The sequence below is a fragment of the Rhodosalinus halophilus genome (genome assembly GCF_003298775.1).
Taxonomy (GTDB): Bacteria; Pseudomonadota; Alphaproteobacteria; order Rhodobacterales; family Rhodobacteraceae; genus Rhodosalinus; species Rhodosalinus halophilus.
Genome location: NZ_QNTQ01000001.1, coordinates 266,387 through 287,074, shown reverse-complemented (window position 1 = coordinate 287,074; position 20,688 = coordinate 266,387). Strand labels below are relative to the sequence as shown.

Here is a 20,688-nt window from a genome sequence, read left to right as displayed (position 1 = left end):
CGGTGGCAGGCTAATAGTGTGCCGCGACCGAGAAGGACCGCTGCGCATGACCCCGGACAAGGCGAAAATGGCGCGCCAGTTCACCGAGGCGATCCCGCATGTCAAGGCGCTGGGCATGGAGTTCACGCGCCTGGGCGAAGGCGAGGCCTCGATGACGATGCCCTGGGACGCGCGCTTCGTGGGCGACCCGGAGACGGGCGTGATCCACGGCGGCGCGGTCTCGGCGCTGATGGACACCTGCTGCGGCGCCGCGGTGATGAGCCACCCGGCCGCGCCCGGCACCACGGCGACGCTGGATCTGCGCATCGACTACATGCGCCCCGCGACTCCGGGCCAGGCGATCCGCACGACCGCCACCTGCTACCGGCTGACACGCACGGTGGCCTTCGTGCGCGCCACGGCCTGGGACGACGACGACGCGCGGCCCGTCGCCACCGCGACCGGCGCCTTCACCGTCGAGGGGGTGAAATGAGCGGCAGACGCCCCGAGCCCGTGCAGGTCGTCAAGCAGCGCCGCGATGCCGCGCTCGCCGCGCTGGTGCATGGCGTGCCCTACATCAAGTATCTGGGCATCGAGTTCGAGCGCCGCGGCGACGAGCTGACCGCGGTGCTGCCCTTCGACGAGAAACTGATCGGCAACCCGATCCTGCCCGCGATCCATGGCGGCGTCACGGCGGCCTTTCTCGAGACCGCGGCGATCATCGAGCTCAGCTGGCAGATGCTCTGGCCCGAGATCGAGTCGGGCACCCTCGACCCCGACAAGCTGGCGGCGGGCGAATTGCCCCGCCTGCCCAAGACCATCGACTTCACGGTGGACTACCTGCGCTCCGGCCTGCCGCGCGACGCCTATGCGCGGGCGCGGGTCAACCGCTCGGGCCGCCGCTACGCCTCGGTGCACGTCGAGGCGTGGCAGGACAACCGCGCGCGGCTCTTCGCGCAGGCGACGGGCCATTTCCTGATGCCGCCGCGCGACGATGACGGCTGAGGCGGCCCCGCGCAGCCCGCGCGCCGTCACCCACGCCCGCGTCCTGAAGATCGCCGTCCCCATCGTGATCTCCAATGCGACCGTGCCGCTGCTGGGCGCGGTGGACACCGGTGTGGTTGGACAGATGGGCGCGGCCGCGCCCATTGGCGCCGTGGGTATCGGCGCCATCATCATCACCGCGATCTACTGGGTCTTCGGCTTCCTGCGGATGGGCACCACGGGCCTTGCCGCGCAGGCCGAGGGCGCGGGCGAGGGCGCCGAGGTCGCCGCCCTGCTGACCCGCGTGCTGCTGATCGGGCTTGCGGCGGGGGCCGCGCTGATCGCGCTGCAATGGCCGCTCTTCGCCGCGGCCTTCGTACTGGCCCCCGCGAGCGCCGAGGTCGAGGGGCTGGCGCAGGGCTATCTCGCCATCCGGGTGTGGAGCGCGCCGGCCGCCATCGCGATCTACGGGCTCACCGGCTGGCTCATCGCGCTGGAGCGCACGCGCGCGGTGCTGGTGCTGCAGGTCTGGATGAACGGGGTCAACATCCTGCTCGACCTGTGGTTCGTCCTGGGCCTGGGCTGGGGGGTGGAAGGCGTGGCCTTCGCCACCTTCCTCGCCGAATGGTCCGCGCTGGCGCTTGGCCTCTGGCTCTGCCGCGACGCCTTTCGCCGGCCCGAATGGCGCGACTGGGCGCGGGTGATGGACGGCGAACGCCTGCGCCGCATGGCGGTGGTCAACACCGACATCCTGATCCGCTCGCTGCTGCTGCAGGCGGTCTTCGTCTCCTTTCTCTTCATCGGCTCCGACTTCGGCGACGTGACGCTCGCCGCCAACCAGGTGCTGATGCAGTTCCTGCAGATCACGGCCTACGCTCTCGATGGCTTCGCCTTCGCCGCCGAGGCCATCGTGGGCCAGGCGATGGGCGCGAAAAGCCGCGCGACCCTGCGCCGGGGCGCTTCGATCTCGAGCCTCTGGGGCGGGCTGTCGTCGCTCGGGATGGCGGCGGCCTTCGCGCTCGCCGGGCCCGCGATCATCGACCTGATGGCCACCGCGCCCGAGGTGCGGGCCGAGGCGCGCGTCTTCCTGCCCTGGATGGTTGCCGCGCCGATCCTCGGGCTGGCGAGCTGGATGCTCGACGGGATCTTCATCGGCGCCACGCGCACCGCGGACATGCGCAACATGATGGCGGTGAGCTTCGCCGTCTACGTGGCGGCCGCCCTCGCGCTGGTGCCGGCTCTGGGCAATCACGGCCTCTGGGCCGCGCTGCTCGTCTCCTTCGTGGCGCGCGGCGTCACGCTGGGGCTGCGCTACCCGGCGCTGGAGCGTGCGGCGAGCTGATCACGCCGTGCAGCCGAAACGCAGTGTTAATCTCGCAGGCGTTTCGCGGGCGCGCAGCTTGGGTTAGGCTTTCCAGAAACGTGCAACAGGGTAACAGGTCATGGCAGTTCTTTCCTTCGATACCGACTCGCTGATGATGCCGGTCGACGAGGCGCGCTCGGTCGCTCGATCGCTGCATGACCGATATACTTCCGCCGAGCCGTATCCGCACATCTGCCTTGACGACTTCTTGCCGGCCGAGATCCCAGAGCGGGTGCTGCACGAGCTCGAGCAACTTCCCGAGGCGCAGCACAGCTACAGCCGACCGCAGGAAAACCTGAAATCCAACTACAGCCCCGAGCGGCTGCCGCTCTATACCCGGCGCGTCATCCAGATGCTCAACTCGCGCGCCTTTCTTCTCTTTCTGGAGGACATGACCGGCATCAAGGGTCTGATTCCCGATCCCTACCATGCCGGCGGCGGTGTCCATGTCGTCTCGAATGGCGGGCATCTCGATATCCACGCCGATTTCAACTATCACGAGAAGCTCAACCTCGAGCGGCGGCTCAACGTGCTGGTCTATCTCAACAAGGATTGGCAGCCCGAGTGGGGCGGCTCCTTCGAGATCTGGGACAGGGAGATGACCCACAAGGTCGAAAGCTTCACGCCGGTCTTCAACCGGATGGTCTGCTTCTCGACCTCGTCGGACAGCTGGCACGGCAATCCCGAGCCGGTGAATCATCCCGAGGGGCAGTCACGCAAGTCGATTGCGCTCTATTACTACACGGCGACCTGGGACGGCACCCGCCGCAAGCACACCACGCTGTTCCGACCACGGCCCGGCACCGCCGACAAGCCCGACAAGGAGATCGCCCGCTGGGAGTTCATAGAGGACGTGCTGCCGCCCATCGTCTTCCGCCGCGTGGCCGGCCCGTTGCGGCGCCTCGGCCTCTGATCGGTCAGAGAAGGTCGAGCACCCGCTCCGGCGGGCGGCCGATCACGGCGCGGTCGCCCCGCATGGCGACTGGCCGCTCGATCAGGATCGGATGCGCCGCCATCGCCGCGATCAGCCGGTCCTCGGGGTCGGTTTCCGACAGACCCGCCTCGGCGAAGGTTCTTTCCTTCCGGCGCATGAGATCCTTCGCGCCGGTGCCGAGCATGCGGAGGAGATGGTGCAGCTCCTCGGCCGTGGGCGGATCGTCGAGATAGCGGCGGACCGTCACCTCCGCGCCATGTTCTTCGAGCAGCTTGAGCGCCGCGCGCGACTTGGCGCAACGCGGATTGTGCCAGAACGTGATCATTCCCAGTCTCCCCTCGCGGTGCCGACGGCCTCCGCCACACTGGCGAAGCCGTCCTTGGCAAGCAACGCATCCAGCCCTTCGGCGATCCGGGCGCCCAGCGAAAGCCCCTCGTAGACAAGGCCGGTATAAAGCTGCACCGCGGAGGCGCCCGCGCGGATCTTGGCGTAGGCGTCCTCGGCGCCGAAGATCCCGCCCACGCCGATCAGCGGCATCGCGCCGCCGGTGAGCCGCGAGAGCCGCGCCAGCACCTGCGTCGAGCGACGGAAGAGCGGGCGGCCGGACAGCCCGCCCGCCTCGCCCGCATGGACCGAGCGCAGCCCGTCGCGCGCGAGCGTCGTGTTGGTCGCCACGATGCCGTCGATCCCGGCCTCGCGCGCCACGGCGGCGACGTCGGCCAGCTCCGCCTCGGTGAGGTCCGGCGCGATCTTGAGAAAGAGGGGCAGGGGCCGGCCGAGCCCCGCGCGCGCCTCCGTGACGCGCGCCAGAAGCGCGGCCAGCGCCTCGGCCCCCTGCAGGTCGCGCAGCCGCTCGGTGTTGGGGGAACTGACATTGACGGTGGCGAAGTCCAGCCAGCGCCCGCAGCGCGCCAGCACCGCGGCGAAGTCGCCCGCGCGGTCGGCGCTGTCCTTGTTGGCGCCGAGGTTGAGGCCCAGCACCATGTCGCGCGGGCGGCGCTCCAGGCGCGCCGCGACTGCCTCCATCCCGTCGTTGTTGAAGCCGAAGCGGTTGATGACGCCCGCGTCCTCCGGCAGGCGAAAGAGCCGCGGGCGCGGGTTGCCGGGCTGCGGGCGCGGCGTGACCGCCCCCACCTCGACGAAACCGAAGCCCGCACGCGAGAGCGGATGGAGCGCCACCGCGTTCTTGTCGAAACCCGCGGCCAGCCCCACCGGGTTGGCAAGGCGCAGGCCCCCGACCTCGCAGCGCAGCCGCTCGGAGGTGACGAGGCCGGGCAGCGGGGCCGCCCCGGCCATCAGCCCGCGCAGCGCCCAGGCGTGCGCCGTCTCCGGCTCCAGCCCGCGCAGGAGCGCCAGCCCAAGGCGCTCGACGAGGCTCACAGCAGCCCCGAGAAGTCGTGCGTCCCGCCCTTGAGGGGCAGCGGCGCGTGCCAGACCACGTCCTCGCGGCGCAATTCGCGGTAGAGATGCGGAAAGAGATCCCCGCCGCGCGAGACTTCCCATTTCAGCGCGCCGCCCAGCGTGTCGGTCTCGACCGCCAGCAGATGCAGCCCGTCCTCGCGGGCGAAATGCCGCGCTGCGGTCTCGCGGACCTGATCGCCCGTCGAGAGATGGACGTAGCCGTCGGCGAGATCGACGGGCGCGCCCTGCGTGGCGCCCTGTTCGAGAAGCTCCGCGAGTTCGTCCGAGCGGAATATCTTGTAGATCAGCATGGCGGCACTCCTGCCGCGCGGGCAGGCGGCGGTCAAGCGCGCCCGCCCTTCAGGCCGTTGTCGTATTGGCGTGGCATCGAATAGCCGTTGCTTCGCGTTCCGCCGCGCGGCACCGTTCGGAACGGACTCCAACACCGAGGGCACAAGATGCTTCCCAGACTGTTTCGCGGCGCCGCGGCGCTCGCGCTCGTCCCCGGGATGGCGGCAGCGGACTACACGCTGCACATCCTGCATATCAACGATCTGCACAGCCGGCTGGAGCCGATCAGCCGCTTCGATTCCACCTGTTCGCCCGAGGACGACGCCGCGGGCGAATGCTTTGGCGGCGTGGCCCGGCTCAAGACCCTGATCGACGCCAGGCGCGCAGAGCTCGAGGGCGAGAACCTGCTGGTGCTCGACGCGGGCGACCAGTTCCAGGGCTCGCTGTTCTTCACCACCTACCAGGGGCAGGCGGCGGCCGAATTCATGGCGATGATCGGCTTCGACGCGATGGCGCTGGGCAACCACGAATTCAACCTCGGCCCCGCAAAACTGGCCGACTTCGTGGACGCGCTGCCCTTCCCGGTGATCTCGGGCAGCCTCGACCTGTCGCAATCCGAAGAGCTGGGCGGCAAGGTCGGCCGCACGCTGGTGCTCGAGGTTGGGGGCGAGCGGATCGGCCTCGTCTCCGCCGTGGCCGCGGATACGCCGGAGCTGTCCTCGCCCGGCCCGGACGTGATCTTCATGGACGAGATCGACTCGATCGCCGCGCAGGTCGAGGTGCTGGAAGCCCGGGGCGTGGACAAGATCGTCGCGCTCACCCACGTGGGCCTTACGCACGACATCCGCATCGCCGAGGCGGTCGAGGGGATCGACGCCATCGTGGGCGGTCATTCGCATACCTATCTCTCGGCCTCCGATCCCGATCGCGCGGGCGCCTATCCGACCTATGCCACGGCACCGGACGGCACGATGGTTCCCATCGTGCAGGCCTACGCCTATTCGAAATACCTGGGCCACCTGACGCTGACCTTCGACGATGCGGGTAACGTCACGCTGGCCGAGGGCGACACCATTCTCGTGGGCCCCGACATCGCCAAGGACGAGGCGGTGGCAGACCGCGTGGCCGCGCTTGCCGAACCGATCCGCGAGAAGATGCAGGAGGTGGTGGCCGAGACCACGGCGCCCATCGACGGCGCGCGGGAAAGCTGCCGCGCGCGGGAATGCGAGATGGGCAACCTCGTGGCCGACGCGATGCTCGACCGGGTGCGCGACCAGGGCATCCAGATCGCGATCCAGAACGGCGGTGGCCTGCGCGCCTCGATCGACGCGGGCGAGGTCTCGATGGGCGAGGTGCTCACCGTTCTGCCCTTCCAGAACACGCTCGCCACCTTCCAGCTCGAGGGCGAGGACGTCCTCGCCGCGCTCGAAAACGGCGTGAGCCAGATCGAGGAGGGCGCCGGCCGCTTCCCGCAGGTCGCCGGGCTGAAATACACCTTCGACGCCTCGGCGGAACCAGGTTCGCGCGTGAGCGACGTGATGGTGATGATGGAGGGCGACTGGCAGCCGCTCGACCCGGAGGCGACCTATGGCGTCGTGTCCAACAACTTCATGCGCAAGGGCGGCGATGGTTACTCGATGTTCGCCGCGGACGCGATGAACGCCTATGACTTCGGCCCCGGGCTCGAGCAGGTCGTCGCCGACTACCTGGCCGAGAATTCGCCCTACACGCCCTACACCGACGGGCGGATCACCGCGAAGTGACGATGCGCGCCGGCCCCCTGCGGGGCCGGCGCCTCCGCCCAGTGGCACGGACGGTTCAGCCTGCGTCCAGATCCGGCCAGAGCGCCGGGTCGAGCGCCGCGACGAAGGGCGCCAGCGCCTCGGCGTGCTTGCGCCATGCGCCGACCGAGCGGGAGTGCACCCCCTGCCGCACCTGGTTCACGCTGGCGGTGCGCACGGCGCCCGGGTTCTTCTCCGGCGCGGCCATCTCGGGCACCCAGTCGAGGCCGCAGTGTTCGGCGAGGCGCCGGCTCCAGCCCTCGATGTCCTGCACGAGCTCTGCATAGGGCACGTCGAGGATGCGTTCGGGGAAGAGCGCCTGCCAGCGGGCCATGTAGCGCCGGTAGAGGTTCGCCATCTGCGCGATGGCTTCGAGATCGGCGGTGAAGCCCATTGCGGCGGCGGGGAAATGCGTCCGCCAGATGGAGAGAGCCACGTCGCGCGGGTCGCGCACGAGGTGGACGAAGCGCGCCTCCGGCAGCGCGGTCGCCAGGTAGCCGATCAGCCGGTAATTCGCCGGCATCTTGTCCACGAAGGCGCGCGTGCTCTCGGGCATCTCCGGCAGGGCGGCGCGGTAGGCGCGTGCGAGCGCCGCGGCCTCATCGGCCCCGAATCCCGCCTCGCCCGCCACCTGTGGCATGGTCAGCCGCGCGGCGGTGTCGAGCTCGCCCGCGCCGAAGACCGCCGGATGGGCCGAGATCATCTGCTCGGTCAGCGTGGTGCCGGACCGCATCATGCCGAGAACGAAGATCGGCACGGGCCCTGCGAGGGGTTCGGCCGCGGGCGGTGGGGCATCTTCGGGAAACTGGCTCAGGATGCGCGCGCACTGCGCCTCGGCCGCCGCGAAGTCGTGCGGCCGCAGCCGCGCATCCGCGGCGTTGCCCTCGGCGATGTGCCGGGCCTCCGCCGCGGCGTCGCCCAGCTGGCCGTGGACGCGCGCGGCCGCGAACTCGAGCAGCAGCCTGGCGGAGTCCTCGCGCGCCTTGTGCAGCGCCGTCTCGATCTGCGGAAGCAGCGCCGCGTTCTCTTCGGCGGTCTGAAGCTGGACGAGATCGTAGAGCCCGTCGGGCGACTGCGGCGCAAGGGTGAGCAGACGCTTCAGCGCTTCCTTCGCCTCGTCCGTCCGCCCCGCCTGGTTGAGCAGCACCGCGTGGCGGTGCAGCACCTCGGTGTCGCCCGGATCGAGCGCCGCGGCGCGCGCGATCGCCTCCAGCGCCTCGGCGTCGCGACGCAGGCCCGAGAGCGCCTCGGACAGGCGCATCGCCACCTCCGCGCTCTGCGGCGCGCGCCGCTCGGCCGCGCGGCAGTCCTCCAGGGCGCCCGCGAAATCGCCCCGGTCCATCCGCAGCGCGGCGCGCAGAAGCCACGCCTTCACCATCTTCGGCGCGAGCTCCAGCGCCCGGTCCGCCGCCGTCTCGGCCGTCTCGGCGCGGCCGGCGCGCATGTGGCAGAGTCCCTGCTGATACCAGAGCTCGGGGTCGCGCGGCCGCTTGGCGAGCAGCTTGTCCAGCGTGGCCTGCGCCGTCTCGAGCCGGTCGAGCGCGACCAGCGCCTGGATCAGGTTCTGCGCGGGCTCGGGGAAGCCGGGGTTGAGGGCCATCGCCTTGCGGAAATACGCCACCGCCTGCCGGCTGTCGCCGTCGTGGACCAGCGCGAGTCCGGCGAGATTGGCGAAGAAGGCCTCGCGCGGCCAGCGTTTCATCGCCCCCTTCGCCGCCTTGAAGGCCGCGCGCAGCTTGCCCGCCTGCAGAAGCCCCGCGATCTTCTGCGCCTCCATGCGCGGATCGGCTGCCATGCGCGTCCCCCTTGCCTTGGCCCCTCTGCTAGCGGGCGGGCGGCAGGCGCGCAACTCTGGCGGCCGCAGGGCCGACAGGCTAGGCTCGGGCGTATGTGCGGACGTTTCGCCGTGACCCTGCCCCCGGACGCCATGGCGCAGCTCTTCGCGGCCGTGCCCGCCAACGATCTGCCGCCGGTGCCCAACTACAACGTCTGCCCGACGAACCCGGTGCATGCGGTCTGGTCCGGGGACGGGCAGCGCCGGCTGGGCGCCATGCGCTGGGGGTTCCTGCCGCACTGGTACAAGTCGCCCACGGACGGCCCGCTGCTGATCAACGCGCGGGCCGAGACGGTGGCGGAGAAGGCCGCCTTCCGCACCGCCGCGCGCGAACGCCGCTGCCTGATCCCCGCCTCGGGCTTCTACGAATGGACGAAGGACGCCGAAGGCACGCGCTACCCGTGGTATTTCCGCCGCGCGAACGGCGAGCCGATGGCGTTTGCCGGGATCTGGCAAGACTGGGAAGGCGACGGCGAGGCCTATCGCAGCTGCGCCATCGTCACCTGCCCGGCCAGCCGCGACCTCGCCGCGATCCATCACCGCATGCCCGTGGTGCTGGAGCCCGAGCACTGGGCGCTCTGGCTGGGCGAGGCGGGGCATGGTGCGGCGGCGGTGATGCAGGCGCCGCCCGAGGGGACGCTGGAGTTCTTCCGAGTGAGCCGCGCGGTGAACTCCAACCGCGCCTCCGGACCGGAGCTCATCGCGCCGGTCGAGGCGTGATCTGGACAGCGCGCGCGACGCGGGGCAGGCTCTCGCGGGAAGGAGAGCCGCCATGCCCCACCCGCTGCTGACCGAAGACCTGATCGACGCCTACGCCCGCGACGGCGCCGTGGTGATCCGCGGCCTCTTCGCCGACCAGGTGGAGCTTCTGCGCGCGGGCGTCGCGCGCAACATGAAAGAGCCGGGGCCTTATGCCGCCGAGAACACGCAAGAGGGCGACACCGGGCGCTTCTTCGACGACTACTGCAACTGGACGCGCATCCCCGAGTTCGAGCAGGCGATTCACGCCTCGCCCGTGGCCGAGGTGGCGGCCGACCTGATGCGGTCGGACACCGCGCAGCTCTTCCACGATCACGTGCTGGTCAAGGAGCCGGGGACGTCCAAGCCCACGCCATGGCACCAGGACGGGCCCTACTACTTCGTCTCCGGCCGCCAGACGGTGAGCTTCTGGGTGCCGCTGGACCCGGTGCGCGAGGCGACCCTGCGGCTGGTCGCGGGCAGCCACCTCTGGGATCGCCCGGTGCTGCCCACCCGCTGGCTCAAGGGCGAGAATTTCTATCCCGACCCGGAAGCCTATCGCCCGGTGCCCGACCCGGACGCCGAGGGAATGCGCGTGCTGGAATGGGAGATGGCGCCAGGCGACGCGGTGGCCTTCCACTTCGACACGCTGCACGGTGCGCGCGGCAACGCGGCGGCCGCGCGCCGCCGCGCCTTCAGCCTGCGGCTGGTGGGCGACGACGCCCGTGTCGTCGAGCGACCCGGCCGCACCTCGCCGCCCTTTCCGGGGCACGACATGGTCCCGGGCCAGCGCCTGCGCGCGGACTGGTTCCCGGTGATCTGGCGGCGCGCGGGCTGAGACGCGGGGTCATCGCGCGCGGCCTCCCTCGAGCTGGCAGCTCGCCACCGCCCGCGGCAGCGCCCGAACGGCGCTTCGCAGACTGGTCGACACGGGCGGCGGCGGGACCGCAGTCGCCCTCGGAATTGGCGGTCGGCATCCGTCTTTCGCCCGGCGTCCCGGCCTCTCCGGAGTCTTTCCGCGCGAACTCGGGATGAAAGCGGCCGGGGTCTCCGTATGTATCGCGAACAGACGGGGACACTCGAAATGACTTCTCCTCCGCCGCCGATCGATTCGAGGACCATGCTCACGCCGGGCGATCCGGCGCCCGGCTTCAGACAGCGCAGCGCCGCCAACCCCCGCTTCGTTTTCGACAGCGCGGCGGGGCGGTATCTCGTGCTGTGCTTTTTCGGCAGCGCAGCCGATCCGCATGCACAGGCGGCGCTGGCGGCGGCCTATGGCCGGCCCGAGCTCTTCGACGACGATCGGGCGTGCTTCTTCGGTGTCAGCATCGATCCCGAGGACGAGGCGACCGGGCGCGTGGCCAACCGTATTCCCGGGTATCGGCATTTCTGGGATTTCGATCTGACGGCCTCGCGCATCTACGGCGTCGCCGCGAGGGATGCCGAGCCCGCTGCCGGCCCCATCACGCTGGCGCGGCAATGGGTCGTCATCGATCCGACGATGCGCGTCATCGCCGCGATCCCGTTCCGCAAGGACCGGGGCGATATCACCGAGGTCATGGATCTGCTGGAGGAGTTGCCGCCGCCCGCGCGGTTCGCGGGGGTCGAGATCATGGCGCCGATCCTGTTCCTGCCGCGCGTCTTCGAGCCCGAGCTCTGCCGACACCTGATCGGCCTATACGAGGCGCAGGGCGGGGAGGAGAGCGGCTTCATGCGCGAGATCGGCGGGCGCACCGTCGGCGTCACGGACCCGAGCTTCAAGCGGCGCAAGGACTACGAGATCGAGGATGACGCGCTGATATCCGCCCTGCAGGCGCGGTTCCTGCGCCGCGTCGTGCCCGAGATCGCCAAGATCCACCAGTTCAACGCGACGCGGATGGAGCGCTACATCGTCTCCTGCTACGCCGCCGAGGACGGCGGGCATTTCTCGGCCCACCGGGACAACACGACGAAAGGCACCGCGCATCGCCGGTTCGCCGTCTCGGTGAACCTCAACGACGATTTTGACGGCGGCGAGGTGTGTTTTCCCGAATACGGACCGAGAAGCTTCAAGGCTCCGCCGGGCGGCGCCGTCGTGTTCTCCTGCTCGCTGCTCCACAAGGTGAGCAAGGTGACGCGCGGGCGTCGCTACGCGTTCCTGCCCTTCCTCTACGACGACGCGGCCGCCCGTATCCGGGAAGACAACGCGCGCTATGTCGGCGAGACCGGATCAGGGTATCGTGCGCAAACCGCCGTCCAGACGGAGACGTCCGCATGAACCGAATGGCAAGCCCGGTCTGAGCTGCATGCGCGGGGGCGATCTGGATATCGTGGGTCAGCTCGACAGCCTGCGTCGCTACGCGCGGGTGCTGACGCGTGACCCGGAGGCGGCGGACGATCTTGTCCAGGCGACCTTCCTGCGCGCGCAGGAGCGGCATGCCACCTTCGCCGAGGGCGCGGACCTGCGCGTCTGGCTGATGGCGATCCTGCACAACCTTTTCATAGACGGGCGGCGCAGCGAACGGGCGGCCCAGGCGCGGGATCAGGCCTGGTCCGCGACGCGGCCGGCCTTCGTGCCGCCCTCCGGGGAAATCGCGGCCAGGCTCGCGCAGCTGCGCGCCGCCTTCCTCGCCCTGAACGCCGAACAGCGCGAAGCCTTGCACCTCGTGGCGGTGGAGGGATTCAGTGTGGCCGAAGCGGCGGAGATCCTGGGCGTCCCGCCGGGCACGGTGATGTCCCGCGTCGGCCGGGCGCGCGCGGCGCTCCGGGCCTTCGAGGACGGGGAAAAGGAGACGCGATCGGCGAGCCCCCTGAGGATCGTCGGAGGGCGCGATGAACGACAGGACTGAGCCCGATCCGGAGGTCGAGGCCGATCTGCTCGCGCTTTTGCAGGGGCAGCTCGAGTCGCATCGCACCTGGGCCGTCGCGGAGTACCTCGCCGAGCGGCCCGGGCGGACGGCCGGCCTGCTCAAGGATATGCGCGATGCCGCGGCCCTGCGGCTGGCGCTTTCGATGGAAAACGAGCCGCCGGCGCCCCGGCTCGTGGCCGAGGCCCGCCGTCTTCAGAAGCGGCTTCGCGGACGGCGCCTGCTGCGTCGCGTCGTGCCCTACGCGGCGGCCGTCGTGCTGTTCGGGGCAGGCTGGACGAGCCATGTGGCCTGGGAGGTCACCCGCCCCGCGGGCGCGCCGCCACTGGTCGAGGCCGCGCTCGACGCGCAGGCGGCGCTCGAGCTGCGGCACTGGATGGCGTCGCAGCCCGAGAGCGCGGACCTGGACGCGCAGGAGATCGTCGCCGCGCTGGGCATCGACCTGCCACCCCTGCCGGCGGACTGGACGGTGCGCGACGTGCAGGTCGTCGCGACACCGGAGCGCCCCGGCATCGCGATCGCCGCCGATGCGCCCGAACTGGGGCGGATACTCCTGCTGGCCGTGGCGCGCAGAGCGCAACAGGCCGAGCACCCGCCCACGGCCTTCGAATACGAGGGCAGGACCATAGCGTTGTTCGAGCGCGGCCGGTCGTCCTTCGTTCTCGTCGACGGGTCGGGGCATCCCGAGCAGCTCGCGACCGGTGCGACGAAACTCCTCAGAAGGCTGAACTGAAGCCGGCACGCCCCGGGCCGTCCCGAGCGGGAAAGGGCGTCTCCTCCGCGCGCGCATTGCGGCGGGCCGCGGGCTTGGCTTCTCGCTTCGGTCCGGTGCCGATTGCCGGATTGGCGAAGCGCTACCGCCCCAGGATGCCGGGCAGGCGCAGCCCGTGCTCGCGGGCGCAGGCCAGCGCATCGTCGTAGCCCGCGTCCGCATGGCGCATGACGCCGGTGGCGGGGTCGTTCCAGAGCACGCGTTCGATGCGGCGGTCGGCCTCGTCCGTGCCGTCGCAGCAGATCACCATGCCGGCGTGCTGGGAAAAGCCCATGCCGACGCCGCCGCCGTGGTGCAGCGAGACCCAGGTGGCGCCGGAGGCGGTGTTGAGCAGCGCGTTCAGAAGCGGCCAGTCGCTGACCGCGTCGGAGCCGTCCTTCATCGCCTCGGTTTCGCGGTTGGGGGAGGCGACGGAGCCCGAATCGAGGTGGTCGCGCCCGATCACCACCGGCGCGGACAGCTCGCCGTTGCGCACCATCTCGTTGAAGGCGAGGCCCAGGCGGTGACGCTGGCCAAGGCCCACCCAGCAGATGCGCGCCGGCAGCCCCTGAAAGGCGATGCGGTCGCGCGCCATGTCGAGCCACTGATGCAGGTGCGGGTCGTCGATCAGCTCCTTCACCTTGGCGTCGGTGCGGTAGATGTCCTCGGGGTCGCCCGAGAGCGCGCACCAGCGGAAGGGGCCGATGCCGCGGCAGAAGAGCGGGCGGATGTAGGCCGGCACGAAGCCGGGAAAGGCGAAGGCATCCTCGAGCCCTTCTTCCTTGGCCACTTGGCGGATGTTGTTGCCGTAGTCGAGCGTGGGCACCCCGCGGTTCCAGAAGGCGACCATCGCCTCGACGTGATTGCGCATGGAGGCGCGCGCGGCGGTCTCGACGGCCTGCGGGTCGCTTTCCTGCTTCGCGCGCCACTCCGCGACGCTCCAGCCCTGCGGCAGGTAACCGTGCAGCGGATCATGCGCGCTGGTCTGGTCGGTGACGATATCGGGGCGCACGTCGCGCGCCGCCAGTTCGGCGAAGACGTCGGCGGCGTTGCCGATCAGGCCCACGGATTTCGCCTCTCCGGCCTGCGTCCAGCGCGCGATCATCTCCAGTGCCGCGTCGAGATCGTGCGTCTTTTCGTCGAGGTAGCGGGTGCGCAGGCGGAAATCGGCCCGGCTCTCGTCACATTCCACGGCGAGGCAGCAGGCGCCGGCCATCACCGCGGCCAGCGGCTGCGCGCCGCCCATGCCGCCAAGCCCGCCGGTAAGGATCCAGCGCCCGGTGAGGTCGCCGCCGTAGTGCTGGCGCCCGGCCTCGGCGAAGGTCTCGTAGGTGCCCTGCACGATGCCCTGCGTGCCGATGTAGATCCAGCTGCCGGCGGTCATCTGGCCGTACATCATGAGACCCTTGCGGTCGAGTTCGCCGAAATGCGCCCAGTCGGCCCAGTGCGGCACGAGGTTGGAGTTCGCGATCAGCACGCGGGGGGCGTCCGAATGGGTGCGGAAGATGCCCACCGGCTTGCCCGACTGCACCAGCAGCGTCTCGTCCGCCTCGAGCTCGCGCAGGGCGGCCACGATGCGGTCGAAATCCTCCCAGGTCCGGGCGGCGCGGCCGATGCCGCCGTAGACCACCAGTTCGTGCGGGTTCTCGGCCACGTCGGGGTGGAGGTTGTTCATCAGCATCCGCATCGGCGCCTCGGTGAGCCAGCTCTTCGCCGTGATCTCGGGGCCGGTGGGCGGATAGATGTCGCGGGCGTTATGGCGAGGGTCGGTCATCGGGCGCTCCGGCTGCTGACGGACAAGGTGAAGCGATGCTTCAGGATAAGTGCATAAGCTTCTGAGATCATGTGTGGCACGAGTTTCGGGCGAACCGCTCGACGGCTGCGAGCACGCGGGCCAGGACGGCGCGCAGGCGGGTGGCGCGGCCGGCGTCCCAGGTCCAGGGCGGGGCCTCGGCCATGTAAGTGCGCTGCGCCAGTTCCATCTGGATCGCGTGCAGGCCCTCGGCGGGGCGGCCGTAGTGGCGCGTGGTCCAGCCGCCCTTGAAGCGTCCGTTGATCACGGTGTCGTAGCCCTCGGCCTCGCGGCACAGCTCTGCCACCGCGGCCTGCAACTCGGGCGCGCAGGTGGTCCCGTCGTTCGTGCCGATGTTGAAGTTGGGCAGAACCCCTTCGAACAGATGCGGAATCTCGCCCCGGATCGAGTGGCAGTCGTAGAGCACCGCCAAGCCGTGGCGCGCGCGGACCCGGTCGAGTTCGGCGGCCAGCGCCGCGTGATAGGGCGCGTGCCAGAGCGCGCGGCGGCGCTCGACCTCCGCCGCGTCGGGCGGGTTGTCCCAGATCGGAGTGCCGTCGAAATCGGTGAGCGGGACGAGCCCGGTGGTGTTCTGCCCGGGATAGAGGCTTTCGCCGTCCGGCGGGCGGTTCATGTCGATCGCGTAGCGGTGCACGGTGGTGCGGACCACTGTCACACCGTCCAGCAAGCCGCTGTAAAGCCTGTCGATATGCCAGTCGGTATCTGCCAGCGCGCGGCCGCGGTCGTTGAGCGCCTCGCGCACCCCGTCGGGCAGCCAGGTGCCCGTGTGGGGCATCCCCAGCACCACCGGTCCGTCGCCGCGGATGACCTCCAGAAAGCTCACGCCCCGAGCTCCGGCAGGGCGAGCCCCTGGGTCAGCACGCCCTCGCGGACCAGACCGGCGGCGGCGGCGAGGTCGGGGGCCATGTAGCGGTCCTCGCGCAGGGCCGGCACCTGCGCGCGCAGCCGCTCCAGCACGCCGGCGAGCGCGGGGCTCGTCATCAGCGGCGCGCGGAACTCCACGCCCTGCGCGGCGGCGAGCGCCTCGATCCCCAGGATGGCCTCCAGATTGCCGACCATCCGCCAGAGCCGCCGCGCGCCGTGGGCGGCCATGCTGACATGGTCCTCCTGATTGGCGGACGTGGGGGTGGAGTCGGTCGAGCAGGGATTGGCGAGGTGCTTGTTCTCGCTCATCAGCGCGGCGCTCGTCACCTCGGCGATCATCAGGCCGGAGTTGAGGCCGGGCTCCGGTGTCAGGAAGGGCGGCAGGTCGAAGCTGAGCGCGGGATCCACCATCAGCGCCACACGACGCTGCGCGATGGCGCCGATCTCCGCCAGCGCCAGAGCGATCTGGTCGGCGGCGAAGCCCACGTATTCGGCGTGAAAATTGCCGCCCGAGACGATGCGCCCCTCGTCCGCCAGCACCAGCGGGTTGTCGGTGACGGCGTTGGCCTCGACCTCCAGCGTCCGGCCAGCACTGCGCAGCAAATCCATCGCCGCGCCAGTGACTTGCGGCTGGCAGCGGATGCAATAGGGATCCTGCACGCGGGTGTCGCCCTCGCGGTGGCTTTCGCGGATCGCGCTGCCGGCCATGAGCGCGGCCTGCGCGCGCGCCACCTCGATCTGGCCGGGATGCCCGCGCAGGGTGTGGATCGCGTCCGCGAGCGGGTCGGTCGAGCCCATGATCGCGTCGGTCGAAAGCGCGCCGGTGACGATCGCGGCGCGCGCCGCCTCCCACCCGCGAAAGAGCGCGGCCAGCGCGCAGGCGGTGGAGAACTGCGTGCCGTTGATCAGGGCGAGCCCCTCCTTGGGGCCAAGCTGCACGGGCGCGAGGCCCGCCTGCGCCAGTGCCTCGGCCGCCCGCATCCGCGTGCCCGCGACCTCCGCCTCGCCTTCGCCGATCATCGCGGCGGCCATGTGGGCTAGCGGCGCGAGGTCGCCCGAGGCGCCGACGGAGCCCTGCACCGGGACCACGGGCAGCACGTCGCGCTCCAGCATCGCTTCCAGCAGCGCCACGACCTCCCAGCGCACGCCCGAGGCGCCGCGCCCGAGCGACAGGAGCTTGAGCGCCAGCATCAGCCGCACGGTTTCGGGCTCCAGCGCCTCGCCCACGCCGGCGGCGTGGCTCAGGATCAGGTTGCGCTGCAGCTTGGCGGTGTCGGCGGCGGGGATGCGCACCGTGGCGAGCTTGCCGAAGCCGGTGTTGACGCCGTAGACGGCGGCCTCGCCCTCCGCCGCCTGCCGCACCAGCGCCGCCGCGGCCTCCACCCCCGGCCGCGCCGCGGGGTCGAGCCGTGCGGCGGCGCCGCCGCGCCAGAGACGTTCGAGGGTGGCGAGCGTGGTCGCGCCGGGCGTCAGCACCACGCTCACAGCCGGCCCCCGACGATGCGGCGATGCAGCGGGTTGAAGCCGATGCGATAGGCCAGTTCGGCGGGCTCTTCCACGTCCCAGACGGCCAGATCGGCGCGCTGCCCCTCGGCCAGCGTGCCGCGGTCCGACAGCCCCAGCGCCCGCGCCGCTTGCTTCGTCACGCCGGCCAGCGCCTCTTCCGGCGTCAGGCGGAAGAAGGTGCAGGCCATGTTCATCGTCAGGAGCAGTGAGGTCAGCGGCGAGGAACCGGGGTTGCAGTCGGTGGCGAGCGCCATGGGCACGCCGTGCCGGCGGAAGGCGGCGACCGGCGGCGCCTGCGTCTCGCGCAGGGTGTAGAAGGCGCCGGGCAGCAGCACCGCGACGGTGCCGGCGCCTGCCATCGCTCTGGCATCTTCCTCGGTCGCATATTCGACGTGATCCGCCGAGAGCGCGCCGTAGCGGGCGGCAAGCGCCGTGCCGCCCATGTGCGACAGCTGTTCGGCGTGCAGCTTCACCGGCAGGCCGAGCGCGCGGGCGGCATCGAAGACGCGCCCGATCTGGGCCGTGTCGAAGGCGATGCCTTCGCAGAAGCCGTCCACCGCATCCACGAGGCCCGCGTCCTGCGCGGCACGCAGGGCGGGGATCGCCACCTCGTCGATGTAGGCGTCGGGGCGGCCCCTGTAGTCGGGCGGCACCGCATGCGCGCCGAGGAAGCTGGTGCGCACCGTCACGTCGCGCCGGTCTGCGAGCGCGCGCGCCGCGCGCAGCATCCGAAGCTCAGTGTCGATGTCGAGCCCGTAGCCCGACTTGACCTCCACCGTCACGGCGCCTTCGGCGATCAGCGCGTCGAGCCGGGGCAGGGCGGCGGCGATCAGCGCCTCCTCCGAGGCCGCGCGGGTCGCCTCGACGGTCGAGAGGATGCCGCCGCCTGCGCGCGCGATCTCTTCGTAGCTGGCACCTTCCAGCCGCATCTCGAACTCGCGCGCGCGGTGGCCGCCGGCGACCAGGTGGGTGTGGCAGTCGATCAGCGCGGGCGTCACCAGCCGGCCGCCGAGGTCGGTCGCGGGTTCAGCGCGCCAGGCCTCGGGAAGCGCCTCCCTCGGCCCGATCCAGGCGATACGCCCGGCCTCGATCGCCACCGCGCCGTCGGGAATCAGGCCGTAGCGGTCCGGCCCGGTCATGGTTGCGAGGCGCGCACCGGTGAGCAGGGGCATGGAGCACCTTGATAAACGTGATGTTGGGGATATTATGTCTGCATTTAATATGGAGTCAACGGGGCCGCATGCAGGTGATTCACGCAGCGCAGGCGCTCTTGCCCGCGGGCTGGGCGCGCGACGTGCGGGTGGAGGTGGATGCCGAGGGCCGGATCGCCGCCGTCACCGCCGGCGCGCGTCCCGAGGGGCGGCGCGTCGATCTGCTGCTGCCTGCGCCGGTCAACGTGCATTCGCATGCCTTTCAGCGCGCGATGGCGGGTCTTGCCGAACGGAAGGGACCGGCGCGCGACAGCTTCTGGACCTGGCGCGAGCTGATGTATCGCTTCCTCGGGCGGCTGACGCCCGATCAGGTGCAGGCCATCGCCGCCTTCGTGCAGATGGAGATGCTGGAGGCCGGGTTCGGGGCCTGTGTCGAGTTCCACTATCTGCACCACCAGCCTGACGGCACGCCTTACGACGATCCGGCCGAGATGAGCGGGCGGATCGCCGCAGCCGCGGCGCAGAGCGGCGCGGGCCTCACGCTGCTGCCGGTGCTCTACCGCTTCGGCGGCTGCGACGGCCGCGCGCTCGCCGGCGGGCAGCTGCGCTTCGGCAACGATCCCGAGCGTTTCGCGCGGCTGATGGAGGGAGCGGCGCAGGCCGTGGCGGCGCTGCCCGCCGACGCCGCGCTGGGCACCGCGCCGCATTCGCTGCGGGCCGTCGCGCCCGAGGATCTCGCGCTCTGCCAGGTGCTTGCGGGCGAAGGGCCCGTGCACATGCATCTGGCCGAGCAGCCGGCCGAGGTCGCCGAAGTGCAGGCGGCGCTGGGCGCGCGGCCCGTGGAATGGGTGCTCGCCCATGCCGAGCCCTCGGCGCGCTGGTGCTTCGTTCACTGCACGCAGATGCAGCCGCAGGAGACGGAAGGGCTGGCGCGCACCGGCGCGGTCGCCGGCCTCTGCCCGCTGACCGAGGCGAGCCTGGGCGACGGCATCTTCGACGGGGTGCGCTGGACGGCAGCCGGCGGCGCCTTCGCCGTGGGATCGGACAGCAACATCCGCATCTCGCTGGCCGAGGAACTGCGCCAGCTGGAGACGAGCCAGCGCCTGCGCGACCACACCCGCGCGGCGCTGGCGACGGAGGCCCGCTCGACGGGCCGGCGGCTGCTGGAGGACGCGGCGCGCGGCGGGGCGCAGGCCGCGGGCCGGCAGGCCGGCGCGATCGCACCGGGGCGCTGGGCGGACCTGCTGGCGCTGGACGGCGCGCATCCCGACCTCGCCGGGCTTAGCGGCGACAGGGCGCTCGACACCTTCGTGATGGCCGGGGGGCGCGGCATGGTCGCCGATGTCTGGTCCGCCGGGCGGCACATGGTCCAGGACGGGCGGCACCTGGCGCGCGACGCGATCGTGTCGGCCTACCGCAGGGCCACGGGCGACCTGCGCGCGGCGCCCTGAGGGGTCAGACCCCGGCGAGCCCCGCGCCCGGATAGTCCTGCACGACCCGCCAGACGAGATCGCGCATCCAGGCGGATAGCTCGCGCTCCGGCTGCCCGCGCTTGCCGATCCGCGCGGGAAGTGCGCGCGGGTCACGTCCGTAGATCACCGCGTAATGCGCCAGCGAGACGAGATAGGCGCCCGCGTCGTTGACGTGAATATCGTCTTTGAAGAGGTCCGAGATATCCGAAAGGCCCGGCGCCGCGCCACGCGCGATGGCGTCATGCACGGCGGCCATGATGAGCGGGCCGGGGATCATCCGCATGGCCGGCGCCCCGGCGGGGCGGTTCGCGTTGACATGCGTGCGGATCGCCTCCCAGCGCGCCATTTCCAGCGGGAGCCGGTCGCGGAAGGGGATGTGGCCCTCGGGATCGTTGTGGGGGTTCTCGAAATCGGGCCCGCTCACGACATGCACCCAGCTGGCGTAGAGGATGGTCTCCGCCCCCTTGCCGCCGGCCCCTCGCGTCCAGGCATGGGTGAACCAGCGCAGCGCCATCTCTTCCGAGTCGTGCCATGGCGCGGTGTTCGAAAGCGAGATGCGCTCGGTGAGCACGAGGACGTCGTAATCGGCGATGTCCGCACGTGCGTCGGGCATGCCGGTGATCCGGGTCTCCCAGCGCAGGTCCATCGGGCTGCCCGGTATGGTGGAGCGGTCGATGCGCCGCGCCGCCGCCCGTCCGGCGCCCGCGGCCCCCACGAGCGCCTCGAGCATCGGCACGATCGGGTCGGTCAGGCTGTGCCCCGACTGAACGACGCGAAGGTCCAGCGGGCGCGGGAAGCCGCGATCCGTCGCCGCGGTCGCGCCCGGCAGCATCGCGGCCGTCGCGCATCCGCCGAGAAAAGCGCGTCGCGGGATCGTCGCGGCACGGTGGGCGGTCGGCATTTCGTGCGGTTTCCCTTCGATGAATGTCCTGCGGCGGCGTTGCCGTTCCGCGTTGACGCGCCGCGAAAGAGGGGCTAGA

The 20,688-nt window shown here is 71.1% G+C and carries 20 protein-coding genes; 11 read left to right on the top strand and 9 right to left on the bottom strand.

What is annotated here, in order from left to right; all coding sequences use genetic code 11:
* Nucleotides 1-46: 46 nt before the first annotated feature.
* The 4 genes from DRV85_RS01310 (at nucleotide 47) to DRV85_RS01295 (ending at nucleotide 3,239) form a co-directional block, all read left to right on the top strand.
* Nucleotides 47-472, top strand: coding sequence for a PaaI family thioesterase (locus DRV85_RS01310; RefSeq protein WP_113287617.1), 426 nt, complete (start codon nucleotides 47-49; stop codon nucleotides 470-472).
* A complete protein-coding gene (locus DRV85_RS01305) occupies nucleotides 469-984 on the top strand; it encodes a PaaI family thioesterase (RefSeq protein ID WP_113287616.1) in 516 nt (171 codons plus the stop codon). The genes DRV85_RS01310 and DRV85_RS01305 overlap by 4 nt, the downstream gene beginning before the upstream one ends.
* Complete coding sequence (locus DRV85_RS01300; protein ID WP_113287615.1) at nucleotides 974-2,305, top strand: MATE family efflux transporter; 1,332 nt, start codon at nucleotides 974-976, stop codon at nucleotides 2,303-2,305. Before DRV85_RS01305 ends, DRV85_RS01300 begins: the two co-directional genes overlap by 11 nt.
* 100 nt (nucleotides 2,306-2,405) lie before the next feature.
* Nucleotides 2,406-3,239 (top strand): 2OG-Fe(II) oxygenase, encoded by an 834-nt coding sequence (locus DRV85_RS01295; RefSeq protein WP_113287614.1) that lies wholly within the window; start codon nucleotides 2,406-2,408, stop codon nucleotides 3,237-3,239.
* 4 nt (nucleotides 3,240-3,243) lie between these two features.
* On the opposite strand, the gene arsC is transcribed toward DRV85_RS01295, so the two are convergent.
* The 3 genes from arsC to DRV85_RS01280 are packed head-to-tail and all read right to left on the bottom strand — an operon-like array spanning nucleotide 3,244 to nucleotide 4,972.
* Complete coding sequence (gene arsC / locus DRV85_RS01290) at nucleotides 3,244-3,585, bottom strand: arsenate reductase (glutaredoxin) (protein ID WP_113287613.1); 342 nt, start codon at nucleotides 3,583-3,585, stop codon at nucleotides 3,244-3,246.
* Nucleotides 3,582-4,640 (bottom strand): quinone-dependent dihydroorotate dehydrogenase, encoded by a 1,059-nt coding sequence (locus DRV85_RS01285; protein ID WP_113287612.1) that lies wholly within the window; start codon nucleotides 4,638-4,640, stop codon nucleotides 3,582-3,584. Before DRV85_RS01285 ends, arsC begins: the two co-directional genes overlap by 4 nt.
* Nucleotides 4,637-4,972: a DUF952 domain-containing protein gene (locus tag DRV85_RS01280; protein ID WP_113287611.1), complete on the bottom strand. Its 336-nt coding sequence runs from the start codon at nucleotides 4,970-4,972 to the stop codon at nucleotides 4,637-4,639. Before DRV85_RS01280 ends, DRV85_RS01285 begins: the two co-directional genes overlap by 4 nt.
* Nucleotides 4,973-5,119: 147 nt before the next feature.
* Here DRV85_RS01280 and DRV85_RS01275 point away from each other — a divergent pair, with 147 nt between their 5' ends.
* Complete coding sequence (locus DRV85_RS01275) at nucleotides 5,120-6,715, top strand: bifunctional metallophosphatase/5'-nucleotidase (protein WP_113287610.1); 1,596 nt, start codon at nucleotides 5,120-5,122, stop codon at nucleotides 6,713-6,715.
* A 55-nt stretch (nucleotides 6,716-6,770) separates the two neighbouring features.
* On the opposite strand, the gene DRV85_RS01270 is transcribed toward DRV85_RS01275, so the two are convergent.
* Nucleotides 6,771-8,528, bottom strand: coding sequence for a tetratricopeptide repeat-containing sulfotransferase family protein (locus DRV85_RS01270; protein WP_113287609.1), 1,758 nt, complete (start codon nucleotides 8,526-8,528; stop codon nucleotides 6,771-6,773).
* A 93-nt stretch (nucleotides 8,529-8,621) separates the two neighbouring features.
* Between DRV85_RS01270 and DRV85_RS01265 the strand changes: the two genes are divergently transcribed.
* From DRV85_RS01265 to DRV85_RS01245, 5 genes are all read left to right on the top strand, one after another.
* Nucleotides 8,622-9,287 carry an SOS response-associated peptidase gene (locus DRV85_RS01265; protein ID WP_113287608.1) on the top strand — a complete coding sequence of 222 codons (666 nt, stop codon included), beginning with the start codon at nucleotides 8,622-8,624 and terminating at the stop codon, nucleotides 9,285-9,287.
* 52 nt (nucleotides 9,288-9,339) lie between these two features.
* Nucleotides 9,340-10,143 (top strand): phytanoyl-CoA dioxygenase family protein, encoded by an 804-nt coding sequence (locus tag DRV85_RS01260; RefSeq protein ID WP_113287607.1) that lies wholly within the window; start codon nucleotides 9,340-9,342, stop codon nucleotides 10,141-10,143.
* A 282-nt stretch (nucleotides 10,144-10,425) separates the two neighbouring features.
* Complete coding sequence (locus tag DRV85_RS01255) at nucleotides 10,426-11,562, top strand: 2OG-Fe(II) oxygenase (protein WP_233495363.1); 1,137 nt, start codon at nucleotides 10,426-10,428, stop codon at nucleotides 11,560-11,562.
* 28 nt (nucleotides 11,563-11,590) lie between these two features.
* On the top strand, nucleotides 11,591-12,133 hold the full coding sequence (locus DRV85_RS01250; protein ID WP_113287606.1) for a sigma-70 family RNA polymerase sigma factor: 543 nt from the start codon (nucleotides 11,591-11,593) through the stop codon (nucleotides 12,131-12,133).
* Nucleotides 12,117-12,884, top strand: a complete 768-nt coding sequence (locus DRV85_RS01245) for a hypothetical protein (protein WP_113287605.1) — start codon at nucleotides 12,117-12,119, stop codon at nucleotides 12,882-12,884. Before DRV85_RS01250 ends, DRV85_RS01245 begins: the two co-directional genes overlap by 17 nt.
* 121 nt (nucleotides 12,885-13,005) lie before the next feature.
* On the opposite strand, the gene hutU is transcribed toward DRV85_RS01245, so the two are convergent.
* The 4 genes from hutU to hutI all read right to left on the bottom strand — a co-directional run bounded on the left by hutU (nucleotide 13,006) and on the right by hutI (nucleotide 18,257).
* Entirely contained in the window at nucleotides 13,006-14,676 is a 1,671-nt protein-coding gene (gene hutU / locus DRV85_RS01240; RefSeq protein ID WP_113287604.1) for a urocanate hydratase, read from the bottom strand.
* 67 nt (nucleotides 14,677-14,743) lie between these two features.
* Nucleotides 14,744-15,538 (bottom strand): N-formylglutamate deformylase, encoded by a 795-nt coding sequence (gene hutG, locus DRV85_RS01235; protein WP_113287603.1) that lies wholly within the window; start codon nucleotides 15,536-15,538, stop codon nucleotides 14,744-14,746.
* A complete protein-coding gene (gene hutH / locus DRV85_RS01230) occupies nucleotides 15,535-17,064 on the bottom strand; it encodes a histidine ammonia-lyase (RefSeq protein WP_113287602.1) in 1,530 nt (509 codons plus the stop codon). Before hutH ends, hutG begins: the two co-directional genes overlap by 4 nt.
* Nucleotides 17,061-18,257 carry an imidazolonepropionase gene (gene hutI / locus DRV85_RS01225; RefSeq protein ID WP_113287601.1) on the bottom strand — a complete coding sequence of 399 codons (1,197 nt, stop codon included), beginning with the start codon at nucleotides 18,255-18,257 and terminating at the stop codon, nucleotides 17,061-17,063. The genes hutH and hutI overlap by 4 nt, the downstream gene beginning before the upstream one ends.
* Before the next feature lie 68 nt (nucleotides 18,258-18,325).
* Here hutI and DRV85_RS01220 point away from each other — a divergent pair, with 68 nt between their 5' ends.
* On the top strand, nucleotides 18,326-19,687 hold the full coding sequence (locus DRV85_RS01220; protein WP_113287600.1) for a formimidoylglutamate deiminase: 1,362 nt from the start codon (nucleotides 18,326-18,328) through the stop codon (nucleotides 19,685-19,687).
* Between the two features lie 4 nt (nucleotides 19,688-19,691).
* On the opposite strand, the gene DRV85_RS01215 is transcribed toward DRV85_RS01220, so the two are convergent.
* Nucleotides 19,692-20,609 carry a hypothetical protein gene (locus DRV85_RS01215; RefSeq protein ID WP_113287599.1) on the bottom strand — a complete coding sequence of 306 codons (918 nt, stop codon included), beginning with the start codon at nucleotides 20,607-20,609 and terminating at the stop codon, nucleotides 19,692-19,694.
* Nucleotides 20,610-20,688 lie beyond the last annotated feature (79 nt).